Origin of the sequence: Micromonospora sp. NPDC005324, from assembly GCF_040607155.1 — a bacterium.
Taxonomy (GTDB): Bacteria; Actinomycetota; Actinomycetes; order Mycobacteriales; family Micromonosporaceae; genus Micromonospora; species Micromonospora trifolii.
This window is the reverse complement of sequence record NZ_JBEXGE010000012.1, coordinates 151882-164326: the sequence shown is the minus strand read 5'-3', so window position 1 is coordinate 164326 and position 12445 is coordinate 151882. Positions and strand designations below refer to the sequence as shown.

The following is a 12445-nucleotide window of genomic DNA, read 5'->3' as shown; positions in this document are numbered from 1 at the left end:
CACTGGTTCGTCCACCGGGGCGCACTCCTCGGTCACACAAACAGGGGACGATTCAGGTGACAGCGGTGATGCCACGGCGAGACGCCGCCACCACGCCGCTCGCCCCCGTCACCGCGGCGCTCCGGGCCATGTTCGGCACCGACGACCTCCCCGGCCTCGCCCGGGGCCTACTTGTCGACGACGAGTTCGGCTGGGCGCCCGCCACCACCCTGATCGACGGCAGCCGGCTTCCGGAGCTGCTGAACGGCGCCGCCGTCCGCTGGGGCGGCACCCCGCACGCCTGCGCGGCGCTGGCCTGGAAGTCGTACAGCTACTGGGCCGCGCTGCCGGTCGTGCTCGGCTGGGCCTCCGCCCGGCGGGTGCCGCTGCTCGACCCGGCCGACCTGCTGATCCACTTCGAGGACCACCGGCAGCTGCTCACCATGGGCCTGCGCCGGGGCACCACAGTGGCGGTGCTGCCGAACGATCCGCTGGCGCTGGCCGGCCTGCCGGAGGTACGGGTCGTCGCCGACGAGGCGGAGCTGCTGGCCGCGATGCGCGCGTCCCTGCTCGACGCCCACCTGGCGCCGCTCATCACGGCGATCCAGTCCGAGGTCCGGGTGGGCACCCGGACGCTGCTCGGCTCGGTCGCCTCCGGCATCGCGCACGGCATCCTGCGGGCCGCGGACGCCCTGCCCGGCTCCACGGTGCAGAGCATCGACACGGTGCTCGGCGCACTCGACCTGAACGACCTGATCGAGCTGGTGCCGGGGCCGACCGGTGAGCCGACAGTGCAGCGCCGCACCTGCTGCCTCGCCTTCACCCTGCCCCGGCCGAAGGTCTGCCAGGGCTGCTGCGTCCGCTAGGCCGGGCTGGCTGGGCCGCACTGCTCAGTCGGTCAACGCCCGGACGTCCCACACCCACACACCGCCGGTGAAGACCGGCTGGATCCCGGTCAACTCGGTCATCCCCCGGCGTAGCGCGGCCTCGTGCTCGTGTGGCCCGAGAATGACCACCCCGGCCCGCCAGTAGCGCAGGTCGTCGACCGCTCGGACCCGGCTCTGCGGGGTGATCGGCGGCACCGCCCCGGTGCGCCGGATGGTGGCGAAGAAGCTGCTGGTGGGGCGGGGAGTCGCACCGAACAACGCGACCTTGGGCGGATCGGCGTTCGGGCGGGTGTCCGGGCCGAGGAAGTAGCCACGGGCCAACGGCATGTCCAGCCGGGTCGCCGCGGACCAGCGCAGCGGCTCCGCGTACGTGTTGTCCGGCAACGGCAGGGTTACCACACTGCGCCCACCGGCCACGTACGCCCGCCAGGCCCCACTGGTCACGAAGCTCGGAACCGGGTCCAGGTGAGCCACGGGCAGCGGGGTGGGGACGATCGGCAGCAGGGCCATGGTGAGCACGGTGGCGGTGACGAAGCGGACCTGCCCCCGGGCGGCCGGATGCGCGCCGGCCAACTCGCGGGCACGTTCGGCGCCGTAGGCGAGCAGCAGCCCGATGATCGGGGTGATCGCCAACGCCCAGCGCGTCGGCACCACCGAGTGCAGGATGGGCAGGTTCTCCAGCGCCGCCCAGGGGCCCGGCACACCCGTACCCCGGTTGTCGAAGCGGACCTCCCGACCCAGCGAGAGCACCGCGAAGACCAACCCGAGCGCGGCCAGCGCGAGCACCACGATCGAGCGACGCAGCCACCAGACCACTGCGATCACCAGCACCACCAGCGCCCAACCGAAGAAGCTGTTCTCCTCGGTCGGGTTCTTGGCGAGACCCGCGGCGGTACGCGCGCTACCGGCGAGTGATTCCCGGGAGTACGCGGCGAACGAGGCCACGTCGCTGGAGTAGCCGCGGATCAGGCGGGACAGCCCCGAGTACGCGTCCGGTCCGAAGAACTGGACGTACAGGGGGTACGCCAGCAGAAGCCCGGCGACCCCGGCGGCGACGGCCAGGCCGGCGAGGAAAGGTCGGGCCCGCGACCGCAGATCCGCGCGGCCGAGGGCGAGCACGCCGACGATCACGCCGAGCCCGATCGCGGTCATCAGCAGGATCTCCAGGTTGAGGAACGCCTGCCAGACGATGACCAGCGCGAGGAGGACCCCGTTGCGCAGCCAGCGGCCCGGTTCGCCGAGTCGTAGCGTGCGCCAAATGATCAACGGGACGACGAACTGCGACACGATGTTCGGGTGCCCATTGGCGTGCGACACCATGGCCGGCGCGAACGCGCAGAAGCCGGCGCCCAGCCACGCCGGCCCCCGGCTGCCGATCAGGACCCGGGAGAGCAGGAAATACCAGGCCGCGGCAGTGGCAATCATGCCGACGGTGAGAAAGGTCAGAAATGACGCTCGCGGCCCGAACAGCAGGGTGATCGGCGTCATTGGCAATGAAATGGATAATACGGACGTATTGGCCATCAGATTGACGCCGTCGGGGACGTTCATCTGATTGGAATGGAACGGATACGCAAAGTGCGTGACTACTCGCGCACCGTGGGCCATCATCCATTCGAACTGCGACTGATCGGACTGGTTGTCCCGCACATCGCTGCCCGGGTCGAGCCAGAGCCGGCCGGTGACCCAGAAGCCGAGTACCACGAAGCTCAGCACGGCGGCCAGATCGGCCCACATTCCCCTGCGGGAAGGCCGAACGGCACCGGAGGCCCCCTCCGCCGACGGCGCGGCGGCCGGGCCGCCGCTGCCGCTGCCGCTGGGCACGTCCGGTTCAGGAGTAGTCATGACAATTCATAGGGTAGTCAGCGTATGGCACCGCCGTGACATGTTTCGGGGTACTGCCGTACTATGTGCCGGGTTCGCCGACCGCCGATCACGAACCCACCCCCCGAACCACAATTCGGCCACCCCGATGCCCCGATTCTTTCGCCGTCCCAGCGGATGATTCACTCTGTCGGTCCAGGCGCAGGTCGAGTTCATATCGTGAGGAATCGACGCATGGCAGAAATCACTGGGGATCAGCGCGTGCAGTCCGAGGTGCTGGAAGGCCTGGCAACCGCTGTCAACCACCGTCGCTGGTTCATCGAACTGGCCCTGCCGTACCTCGGCGACGACCCGATCGAGATCGGCAGCGGCCTCGGTGACTACGCGCTGGAATGGTCCGAGCGGCTGCCGCGGTTCACCGCCACCGAGGCCGACCCGGACCGGCTGGTGCAGCTCAAGGAGCGCCTGGCCGACCGTCCGAACATCGACGTCCGGCAGATGCTGCTGCCGCACAACGACCGGGGCGACTACAGCGCCGCCGTCTCGTACAACGTCCTGGAGCACATTGAGGACCACGTGGGCGCGCTGGAGAGCATGCGCGACCTGGTCCGACCCGGCGGCGCCGTGATCATCATCGTGCCGGCGTTCCAATTCGCGATGGGCCCGGCCGACATCGCCACCGGGCACGTCCGCCGCTACACGAAGAAGACGCTCGGAGCGGCGATGACCGACGCCGGTCTGACCATCGAGAAGATGCACTACGCCAACGCGCTCGGGCTGATCGGCTACTTCATGGCCACCAAGGTCTTCCGGCTGATGCCGAAGGAGGGCCCGATGGTCAAGGTGTACGACACCCTCGTCCTGCCCGCCACCAAGGCCGCCGAGCAGCTCGTCCTCCCGCCGTTCGGCCAGTCCGTCTTCGCCGTGGCCCGCGTCCCAGCCTGACCGCGGCCCCGGCGATCTTGCACTTCCTGCCGTCTTTATGCCCTGGTTTGTCAGGAATGTCGGGACAGGAAGTGCAAGATCGCGGGAGCTGGGGGCGGGGTCAGTCCTTGATCTGGTACGTGGGGCGGATTACCGCTCTCGCCAGGGTGTGGAACGTCAGGTTGAAGCCGACGTAGGCGGGGGTGGCGTCCGGAGTCAGGTCCAGGCGGTCGACGTCCAGGGCGTGCACCGCGAAGACGTACCGGTGCGGGCGGTCGCCGGCCGGCGGAGCCGCCCCGCCGTAGCCCTGCTCGCCGTAGTCGTTACGCACCGAGAACGCCCCACCGAGATCGGTGCCCGCCGCGCCACCAGCCCCGGTGGGCAACTGGGTGACGTCGACCGGCACGTTCACCAGCACCCAGTGCCAGAAACCGCTGCCGGTCGGCGCGTCCGGGTCGTAGCAGGTCACCGTGAAGCTCTTCGTCTCGGCGGGGAAGTCCGACCAGGCCAGCTGCGGCGAGACGTTGTCACCCCCGGTGCTGCCATGCGCGTGCCGGGCGTCCATCGGCTCGCCGTTCTGCACGTCGTCGCTCGTCAGCGTGAACGAGGGCAGCGTCGGCAGCAGCTCGTACGGATCCGGGGCGATCGGTCGTTCCAGAGTCATGGGGACGCGTCCTTCCGATGTGCGGAGTTACCAGCCCCTTCTTACCCCGCTGCGTCCCGTCCGACGACCGGCACTGTGGTTTTCCAGAGCTACGGTGGAGTTCGGGCAACGTCCTCAGGGGGACATCGTGGCCGGCATCTGGCGGGACTTCGTGGTGGCCGTTGTCACCGCGTTCCGCCGCCGGAACGAGCGAGCCATCGCCGACGAACGCGGACGCGCGGTCGAGCGACTGGCCGAGGAGACGATCCGCCGGGAGCGGCGGGCCACCGACCCGCCGGAGTGACCGGGAGGCGGGGCACCGGACCGCTCCGCCGCAGACCGTCAAGATGACCTGATGGGGCGGTTCTTCCGGTCGCGGCCAGTCGTCACGGCGGAGACGCACCGACCGACGCTGTTCGAGGTCTTCTTCGACCTGGTGCTCGTCTTCGGGCTCATCCGGGTCACCACGTTCATGAGCGAGCGACCCTCGGCGGTGACCCTGGTGCAGGGCCTGCTCGTCCTCATGCTGCTGTGGAACTCCTGGCTCGTCTATGCCTGGCTGGGCAACTACGTCCGGCTCGACGTCGGGTTGATCCGGGTCGGCATCGCCGTGGCGATGGCAGCCATCTTCCTCATCGCGCTGGTCCTCCCCGAAGCCTGGGAGACCGGCCCGGGCACGAGGACACCCCGGCTGATCCTGGTGCTGGCGTACGTCGTGGTGCGGTCGACCCAGTTCGCACTCTTCTACTGGGTGTCGGTGGACGACCCTCGGCGACTCAGAACCGTTCGGCTATACGCCCTCACCACAGCACTGTCCTGGATTCCGCTCGTCCTCGGCGCGGTGTTCGGCGGCACCGCGCAGATCCTGCTCTGGGCGGCGGCGCTCCTCGTCGACATGGGCGGTGGGGTGCTCGCTCTACTGGTGGGTGGGTGGCCGGTCCGCAGCCCCGGCCACTTCGCTGAGCGGCACGGCCTGGTGGTGATCATCGCGCTCGGCGAGTCCCTGATCTCGGTCGGCGCCGGGATCGGAACCCAGATGATCCACTGGCCGACCCTGGCGGCGGCGCTGCTCACCCTCACCGTCACCGGCTGCCTGTACTGGCTGTACATCCCGAGCGCGGCGAGCGCCGGGAACGCACTGACGACGGATTCCGGGCTGCACCGAGGATTCGTTGCCGGCAACGCCTACAGCGTCGCCCACCTCCCGCTGCTCGCCGGAACCATCTACGTGGCGCTGGGGGTCGAGGAGGTGCTCGCCGGCATGGCGCATGGGAAGTCCCACGAAACCCTGCACTGGATCCCGGCCATCGCGCTGTTCGGGGGGACCGCCCTGTACCTCGCGGGCCGGGCGACGTTCCTGGTGCTCAGCGTCCGGTGCGTACGACCCGAGCAGTTTCTCGCGCCCGCTGTGGCGCTGCTGCTACTGCCCGTCGGCCGGTACCTGCCCGGCCTGGCCGCGCTCGGCCTGCTCACCGCGTTCCTCGCCGTACTGCTCAGCTACGAGGCCTGGACCAGGCGCACAGCTGCCGGCAGAGGCTGACCCGCCCCAGATCCACTCGACATTCAGGAAGTCGCGGCATCCGCACAGCCCGAACACCCCGATTTCCGGGAAGTCGAGCGGATCAAGGTGGCGGAGGGTGTGGGATTCGAACCCACGAAGACATCGCTGCCTTACCGGTTTTCAAGACCAGCGCCATCGGCCACTAGGCGAACCCTCCTGGGCCGCCACCCGTGGGCGTACGGCCACGCATAGTCTGCCACGGCTCGCTCCGGGCGGCCCGGCGTCCCTCCCCGGTGCGCCGGCCAGGCGGTCCGAGGCGTCCACAGTGGCCTGGACGGTGCGCCTGCGGCACCCGGCGAGATCGGGAAGACTGGGCCCATGCGAGCCATCACGATTCCGGAGCCCGGTGGACCCGACGCGCTGGTCTGGGCCGAGGTGCCCGACCCGGAGCCGGGCCCGGACGAGGTGATCGTGGATGTGCGGGCCAGCGGGGTCAACCGCGCTGACCTGCTGCAACGGCAGGGGCACTACCCGCCGCCGCCGGGCGCGCCCGCGTACCCCGGGTTGGAATGCTCTGGGGTGATCACCGAGGTTGGCGCGGAGGTCGCCGGGTGGGCGGTCGGGCAGCAGGTCTGCGCGTTGCTGGCCGGCGGCGGGTACGCGGAGCGGGTGGCGGTCCCCGCCGGGCAGTTGCTGCCGGTGCCGGCCTGCGACCCGGTCGACGCGGCAGCGCTGCCCGAGGTGGCCTGCACGGTCTGGTCGAACCTGGTCCAGGTGGCCCGGCTCGGCGCGGGCGACACGCTGCTGGTGCACGGCGGCGGCAGCGGGATCGGCACCTTCGCCATCCAGCTCGGGGCGGCCCTCGGCGTGACAGTGCTGACCACCGCGCGGGAGGCCAAGCACGACCGGCTGCGTGAGTTGGGCGCGGCGCACATCATCGACTACCGGGAGCAGGACTTCGTCGAGGAGGTCCGGCGGGTCACCGACGGGCGAGGCGTCGACGTCATCCTCGACATCATGGGTGGGTCCTACCTGGGGCGGAACGTCTCCGCGCTGGCCACCGGCGGTCGGCTCGTGGTGATCGGGATGCAGGGTGGGCGCAAGGCCGAGTTGGATCTCGGCGCGCTGATCGCCAAGCGGGCGAGCGTCACCGCGACGTCGCTACGGTCCCGTCCGCTCGCTGAGAAGGCCGAGATCGTCCAGGGCGTACGGGACGAGGTGTGGCCGTTGGTCGAGGCGGGCCGGATCCGGCCGATAGTGGACCGGCGGCTGCCAATGACCGAGGCGGCGAAGGCGCACCGGCTCGTCGAGTCGAACGACCACTTCGGCAAGGTGCTGCTCACCCGCCCGCCGGGTGGGGGGTCGGCCGTCAGCTGAGCGAGCCCGCGAGGTAGGGGGCGCCGGCCTTCAGCTGAGCGAGCCCGCGAGGTGAGGGGCGCCGGCCTTCAGCTGAGCGAGTCCGCCGGTCGGGGCAGCACCAGCCGGGCGCCCGGGCCCTCGCCGGCCAGGGTGTCCTCGGGGTTGTTGAGCGTGCAGCGCTGCAACGACAGGCAGCCGCAGCCGATGCAGCCGTCCAGGTCGTCGCGGAGCTTGGCGAGCAGCCGGATCCGTTCGTCCAGCCGGCTGCGCCAGCTCGCCGACAGCCGCGCCCAGTCCTGCGGGCTGGGGGTGCGGGCCTCGGGGAGCGAGTCGAGTGCCTCCCGGATCTCGTCGAGCGAGACGCCGACCTGCTGGGAGATCCGGATGAAGGCGACCCGCCGCAGCTCGGCGCGGGCGTAGCGGCGCTGGTTGCCGCCGGTGCGGTCGGCGCGGATCAGCCCGAGTCGCTCGTAGTAGCGCAGCGCCGACGGTGCCACCCCGGAACGGGCGGACAGCTCGCCGATCGTCAATAAATCCGGCATCACCAGGTCCTTGAGTTGAAGTGCACTTCAACTTACACAGTAGTGGCATGACCACCGCACTGACCACCGACAGCAGCGCCCGACTGCCCGGGCTGATCCGACGTCTGACCGGCGACGAAAAGCACGCACCGAGCGCGCACTCCACCATCGACGTGCTCCAGGTGCTCTACGACCGGGTGCTGCGGGTCACCCCCGACACCGCCGACGAGCCGGAGCGGGACCGGTTCCTGCTCTCCAAGGGCCACGGACCGGCCGCCTACTACGCGGTGCTCGCCGCACACGGCTTCATCCCGGACGCCTGGCTCGACGACCTGGCCGGGGCGGAGAGCCGGCTCGGCCACCACCCGGACCGCCTCCTGGTGCCCGGGGTCGAGATCGGCACCGGTTCCCTCGGGCACGGGCTCGGGCTGGCCGTCGGCACCGCGCTCGGCCTGCGCGCCCAGGGGCTGCGCAACCCCCGGGTGTACGTGCTGCTGGGCGACGCCGAACTGGACGAGGGATCCAACCACGAGGCGATCGCGTACGCGGGAGCGACAGGCCTGGACAGCCTCACCGCGGTCGTGGTCGACAACGCGTCGGCCAGCTACCTGTGGGCCGGTGGCATCGCCAGCCGGTTCACCGTCAACGGCTGGACCGCCGACACGATCGACGGCCGGGACCACGAAGCCCTGTACGCGGCGCTGACCGGGCACCGTCCACGACACCCGCACCTGGTGGTCGCCCGCATCGAGAGCGAGGGATGACCGACATGCGTACCGCCTTCATCGACACCACCACCGCCCTCCTCGACGAGGATCCACGTACCGCACTGGTGCTGGCCGACATCTCGGCGAGCCAGTTCGCCTCAGCCGGCCACCGACACCCGGACCGCGTGCTCAACGTGGGGATCCGGGAGCAACTGATGATCGGAGTGGCCGGCGGGCTCGCCCTGACCGGGCTGCGTCCGATCGCGCACTCGTACGCGACGTTCCTGGTGGACCGGGCGTACGAGCAGATCAAGTTGGATCTGGACCACCAGGGCGTGGGCGCGATCCTGGTCAGCATCGGCGCGTCGTACGACGGGTCGGCGGAGGGCCGCACCCACCAGTCGCCCGGGGACGTGGCGCTCTTCGACTCCCTCGGCGACGGCTGGACGGTCCGGGTGCCCGGCCACCCGGACGAGGTGGCGCCGCTGCTGCGCAACGCCGCGAGCACCGACGATCCGACCTACCTGCGGCTCTCCGAGCAGCGCAACGCCGAGGCGTACCCGGATGCCACCCGGCTGCTGGTGCTCCGGCGGGGCGGGTCGAACGCGCCGCTCGTGGTGGCGGTCGGACCGATGCTCGACCCCACACTCGCGGCGACCGAGGGAATGGACGTGACGGTGGCGTACACCCACACGCCCCGGCCGCTCGACACGCCCGGGCTGCGGGCGCTCGCCAACACCGACGTGGTGCTGGTCGAGCCGTACCTGGCGGGAACGTCAAGCGCGCTCGTCAACCGGGCGCTGGCGGACGTACCGCACCGGCTGCTCGCCCTCGGGGTGGGTCAGACCGACCTGCGACGGTACGGCGATCCGGCCGACCACGCCCGGTGGCATGGTCTGGACACCGACGGCCTGCGGCGGTCGATCAGCGCGTTCCTGGGGTCAGTTGGCGGCTGAGACGGCGGGGCGGCGGCGAGCGCGCTCGCGTCCGAGGATCCAGATCGCCTCGACGCCGTCCTTCCAGGTGATCTTCTTGCCCTCTTCCCGGCCGCGCGCCCGGTAGCTGATCGGCACCTCGTACGGCCGGATGCGGCGACGGAGCAGCTTGCCGGTCACCTCGGCCTCCATGCCGAAGCCACGCGAGCGCACCTCGAGCGACCGGTAGAGCGCCACCGGCATCAGCTTGAAGCAGGTCTCCAGGTCACCGATGTACGAGTTGAACAGCACGTTGGCCGCCATCGTGACGCCCTTGTTGCCCATCACGTACCAGAAGCTGTAGGCGCTGTGGCTGCCGAAGGTGCGATTGCCGTAGACCACGGTGGCCCGCCCGTCGAGCACCGGGTCGAGCAGCTTGGGGATGTCCTGCGGGTCGTACTCCAGGTCGGCGTCGAGGATGACCATGTAGTCGCCCTCGGCGCTGTCGACCGCCGTCTTGATGGCGGCACCCTTGCCGGCGTTGCGCTGGTGGGTGATGACCCGCAGGCGCGCGTCGTCGGCGCGACCGAGGACCTCGCCTGTGCCGTCGCGGCTGCCGTCGTCGACGACGACCAGTTCGATCTCACAGGGATAGTCCACCGCCAGTGCCTGCTTGAGGGCATCCGCGATGCGTTCTTCCTCGTTATAGACCGGCATGAGGATCGAGAGCTTCACGGGGATCTCCACGGTGGCGGCAACACGTCGGCCATAGCCTAGCCTGGTTGGTTTGTTAACCGCGTACCGCCACCGCTGGGCAGTCGACGCGGCGGGTTCAGATCAATGGTGTTTACTTCCGCCATGTCGGCTGCCGGCTCCCTGCTCGCGGCGGTTCCTGCCGCCGCGGTGCTCCTGCTCACCGTCGCGGCGATGCCACGCGAGGCTGGTGCTGTGGCACCGCTGCGGCTCGCCGTGGTGCGCGCCGCCCTGCTCAGCGGGGCGTACGCGGTGCTCGTCGTCGAGGTGCTCGGCGCGTCGCACGCGTTGACCCGACAGGCGTTCGCCGTCGCCTGGCTGCTCTTCCTGATCGCTGCCGCGACAGCGGCCGGTCTGCGTTGGCGACGGGCGACCCACCTCGGGCAGCCTCCCGCCGCCGCACCGGTGCCGGTCAGCGCCGCACCGGCAGTCAGCACTGCATCACGGACGGTGCCGGTCGGCGCTGTGGTGTCCGATGGCGGCACCGACGTGGCGGCGCCGGTGGCCGAGCGCGATGAGCCTGCCCCCGCGCCGCCCCGGGCCCTTCGGGGGCCCGCCGGTCTGCTCGCCGTGGCGGTCGACGCCTGGCGTACGGCCCGACCGGGCGAGCGGCTCCTCGCCGGCACGGTCGGCGGGCTGGTCCTGGTGGAGTTGCTGGTAGCACTGCTGGCCGAACCGAACAACTTCGACTCACAGACCTATCACCTGCCCAAGGTGGAGCACTGGGTGGCCCAGGGCGACCTGGACTTCTGGCCCACCGCCATCCACCGGCAGGTGACCATCCCGCCCGGCGCCGAGTACCTGTTGCTGCACCTGCGCCTGCTCACCGGCGGCGATAACCTGTACAACCTGGTGCAGTGGGCGGCCGGAGTGGTCTGCCTCCTGGTGGCGGCACGGATCACCGCGCAGCTCGGCGGTGGCCGGCGGGCCCAGTTGCTCACCGCGTTCGTGCTGGCGACCACGCCGATGGTGGTGCTCCAGGCGACCAGCACGCAGACCGACCTGATCTGCGCGGCGTGGGTGGCCTGCGCGGCGACACTGGTGCTCGACGGGCTGCGTCGACGGACCGGCTGGGGCACGCTGCTCGGGCTGGGGGCGGCCACCGGGCTGACCGCGGTGACCAAGACCAGCGGCCTGATCGCGGTCGGCCCGCTGCTGGTGCTCTGGGGACTGGCCCAGTTGAGGCTGGCCCGGACCGATCAGTCGGCGGCAGCGAGCCCGGCACCGATTGACCCGGCGGCGGGCGAGGGTCGGCGGTCCTGGCCGGTCGGCGGGCTGGCCCGCACTGTCGGCGGTTCGGTGCTGATCCTGGTGGTCGCGGCCGTGGTGGTCGGCCCGTTCCTGGCCCGGGTGACCGCCGAGTTCGGGCATCCGCTGGGGCCGCCCCGGCTGCGCGAGTCCATCCCGATGGAGCGGCACGACCCGGCGTCGATTGTGGTCAACGCGCTGCGGATCGGGCACACCGCGTTCGACACGCCGCTGGCGCCGCTGCGCCGGGCCGGAGCCGAAGTGATCATCAGCGGCGCCGAGGCGATCGGGGTCGACCCGCAGGACCGCGCGATCACCTTCGGGCGGGAGCTGTTCCCGGAGCCGGCCTGGTATCCGGACGAGGACCGGGTGGCGTTTCCGCTGGCCGGGGCGTTGGCGGTGATCGGGGCAGTGATCGCGCTCGCCCGCCCACGGCGGATCGCTCCCGAGCGGGCCGGGTCGCTGCGGGCGTACGCCGTGGTGGTGCTGACCGCCGTGCTGCTGCACACCGCGATGATCAAGTGGCAGCCGTGGGGCAACCGGCTACTGCTCTACGCCGTGGTGCTCGCGGTGCCCCTCGCCGGCCTCTGGCTGGACGCGCTCCTGCGTAACCGCGCGGGTGGGCGTCGAACGGTTGCCACAGTGGCGGCCGTCACCGTGCTGGCCACCTCGGCGCTGGCCGGAGTGCTCGCGCTGTCGTACGGCTTCCCGCGCCGGCTGGTCGGTGCCGGCTCGGTCTTCACCACCTCGGACTGGGAAACCCGGTTCCTGCGCCGCCCGCAGTGGGCCGACGAGTTCCGCTGGGCGGCGACAGCGGTCCAGGACAGCGGTGCGCGACGGATCGGTCTGGTGCAGCAGAACGACAACTGGGAGTACCCGTGGTGGCTGCTGCTGCGGCAGCCCGACGGCGGCTCACCGGACCTGGTGGCGTTGCAGTCGGTACTGCCGGAACGACCGCCGGCCGACACCTCCTCGGTCGACGCGATCGTCTGCACCGGCACCAGGGCGGCCTGCGCCAAACTCGTCCCGGCCGGCTGGCGGCTGGAGTTCCGCGGCTACGTCGGCTACGCCCTGCCGCCGGGCCGCTGAACAGCAAGCCGACCGCGCCGCCGCCGGGCCGCTGAACCGGAAGCAGGCCCGGATAGTCCGATCCGGGCGGTTCGGCAGCCCGCGCGCAAGGATCTG

At 71.0% G+C, this 12445-nt stretch carries 12 protein-coding genes and 1 tRNA gene; 8 read left to right on the top strand and 5 right to left on the bottom strand.

Features of this window, described 5'->3' with window-relative positions; all coding sequences use genetic code 11:
- Positions 1-68: 68 nt before the first annotated feature.
- Complete coding sequence (locus tag ABZS40_RS15625) at positions 69-845, top strand: hypothetical protein (RefSeq protein WP_354943926.1); 777 nt, start codon at positions 69-71, stop codon at positions 843-845.
- 24 nt (positions 846-869) lie between these two features.
- On the opposite strand, the gene ABZS40_RS15620 is transcribed toward ABZS40_RS15625, so the two are convergent.
- Positions 870-2603 carry a hypothetical protein gene (locus ABZS40_RS15620; RefSeq protein WP_354943957.1) on the bottom strand — a complete coding sequence of 578 codons (1734 nt, stop codon included), beginning with the start codon at positions 2601-2603 and terminating at the stop codon, positions 870-872.
- Between the two features lie 321 nt (positions 2604-2924).
- On the opposite strand from ABZS40_RS15620, the gene ABZS40_RS15615 reads away from it, so the two are divergent.
- The gene (locus ABZS40_RS15615) at positions 2925-3635 is read left to right on the top strand and encodes a class I SAM-dependent methyltransferase (RefSeq protein WP_354943925.1); all 711 of its coding nucleotides are present in this window, start codon (positions 2925-2927) and stop codon (positions 3633-3635) included.
- Between the two features lie 100 nt (positions 3636-3735).
- On the opposite strand, the gene ABZS40_RS15610 is transcribed toward ABZS40_RS15615, so the two are convergent.
- Entirely contained in the window at positions 3736-4278 is a 543-nt protein-coding gene (locus ABZS40_RS15610) for a YbhB/YbcL family Raf kinase inhibitor-like protein (RefSeq protein ID WP_354943924.1), read from the bottom strand.
- A 127-nt stretch (positions 4279-4405) separates the two neighbouring features.
- Here ABZS40_RS15610 and ABZS40_RS15605 point away from each other — a divergent pair, with 127 nt between their 5' ends.
- Both ABZS40_RS15605 and ABZS40_RS15600 read left to right on the top strand, forming a co-directional pair.
- Entirely contained in the window at positions 4406-4561 is a 156-nt protein-coding gene (locus ABZS40_RS15605) for a hypothetical protein (RefSeq protein ID WP_354943923.1), read from the top strand.
- 51 nt (positions 4562-4612) lie between these two features.
- Positions 4613-5797: a low temperature requirement protein A gene (locus ABZS40_RS15600; RefSeq protein ID WP_354943922.1), complete on the top strand. Its 1185-nt coding sequence runs from the start codon at positions 4613-4615 to the stop codon at positions 5795-5797.
- Between the two features lie 88 nt (positions 5798-5885).
- Here ABZS40_RS15600 and ABZS40_RS15595 read toward each other — a convergent pair.
- Positions 5886-5975: transfer RNA gene (locus ABZS40_RS15595), tRNA-Ser, on the bottom strand.
- 161 nt (positions 5976-6136) lie between these two features.
- Here ABZS40_RS15595 and ABZS40_RS15590 point away from each other — a divergent pair.
- Positions 6137-7135 (top strand): NAD(P)H-quinone oxidoreductase, encoded by a 999-nt coding sequence (locus ABZS40_RS15590; protein WP_354943921.1) that lies wholly within the window; start codon positions 6137-6139, stop codon positions 7133-7135.
- 68 nt (positions 7136-7203) lie between these two features.
- On the opposite strand, the gene soxR is transcribed toward ABZS40_RS15590, so the two are convergent.
- On the bottom strand, positions 7204-7659 hold the full coding sequence (gene soxR / locus ABZS40_RS15585) for a redox-sensitive transcriptional activator SoxR (protein WP_354943920.1): 456 nt from the start codon (positions 7657-7659) through the stop codon (positions 7204-7206).
- 47 nt (positions 7660-7706) lie between these two features.
- Between soxR and ABZS40_RS15580 the strand changes: the two genes are divergently transcribed.
- The gene (locus tag ABZS40_RS15580) at positions 7707-8402 is read left to right on the top strand and encodes a transketolase (protein ID WP_354943919.1); all 696 of its coding nucleotides are present in this window, start codon (positions 7707-7709) and stop codon (positions 8400-8402) included.
- 5 nt (positions 8403-8407) lie between these two features.
- Positions 8408-9301, top strand: a complete 894-nt coding sequence (locus tag ABZS40_RS15575; protein ID WP_354943918.1) for a transketolase — start codon at positions 8408-8410, stop codon at positions 9299-9301.
- Here the strand turns inward: ABZS40_RS15575 and ABZS40_RS15570 are convergent.
- Positions 9287-9994, bottom strand: coding sequence for a glycosyltransferase family 2 protein (locus ABZS40_RS15570; protein WP_030487790.1), 708 nt, complete (start codon positions 9992-9994; stop codon positions 9287-9289). The genes ABZS40_RS15575 and ABZS40_RS15570 overlap by 15 nt on opposite strands.
- A 123-nt stretch (positions 9995-10117) precedes the next feature.
- Between ABZS40_RS15570 and ABZS40_RS15565 the strand changes: the two genes are divergently transcribed.
- Positions 10118-12349: a glycosyltransferase family 39 protein gene (locus ABZS40_RS15565; RefSeq protein ID WP_354943917.1), complete on the top strand. Its 2232-nt coding sequence runs from the start codon at positions 10118-10120 to the stop codon at positions 12347-12349.
- The last annotated feature ends 96 nt before the right edge of the window (positions 12350-12445 follow it).

Bases quoted from the DNA above. Each gene is read 5' to 3' on its own strand.
- ABZS40_RS15590 (WP_354943921.1), top strand. From the start codon at position 6,137: ATGCGAGCCATCACGATTCCGGAGCCCGGTGGACCCGACGCGCTGGTC.
- soxR (WP_354943920.1), bottom strand. From the start codon at position 7,659: ATGCCGGATTTATTGACGATCGGCGAGCTGTCCGCCCGTTCCGGGGTG.
- ABZS40_RS15580 (WP_354943919.1), top strand. From the start codon at position 7,707: ATGACCACCGCACTGACCACCGACAGCAGCGCCCGACTGCCCGGGCTG.
- ABZS40_RS15565 (WP_354943917.1), top strand. From the start codon at position 10,118: ATGTCGGCTGCCGGCTCCCTGCTCGCGGCGGTTCCTGCCGCCGCGGTG.
- ABZS40_RS15625 (WP_354943926.1), top strand. From the start codon at position 69: ATGCCACGGCGAGACGCCGCCACCACGCCGCTCGCCCCCGTCACCGCG.
- ABZS40_RS15620 (WP_354943957.1), bottom strand. From the start codon at position 2,603: ATGTGGGCCGATCTGGCCGCCGTGCTGAGCTTCGTGGTACTCGGCTTC.
- ABZS40_RS15610 (WP_354943924.1), bottom strand. From the start codon at position 4,278: ATGACTCTGGAACGACCGATCGCCCCGGATCCGTACGAGCTGCTGCCG.
- ABZS40_RS15575 (WP_354943918.1), top strand. From the start codon at position 8,408: ATGCGTACCGCCTTCATCGACACCACCACCGCCCTCCTCGACGAGGAT.
- ABZS40_RS15600 (WP_354943922.1), top strand. From the start codon at position 4,613: ATGGGGCGGTTCTTCCGGTCGCGGCCAGTCGTCACGGCGGAGACGCAC.
- ABZS40_RS15615 (WP_354943925.1), top strand. From the start codon at position 2,925: ATGGCAGAAATCACTGGGGATCAGCGCGTGCAGTCCGAGGTGCTGGAA.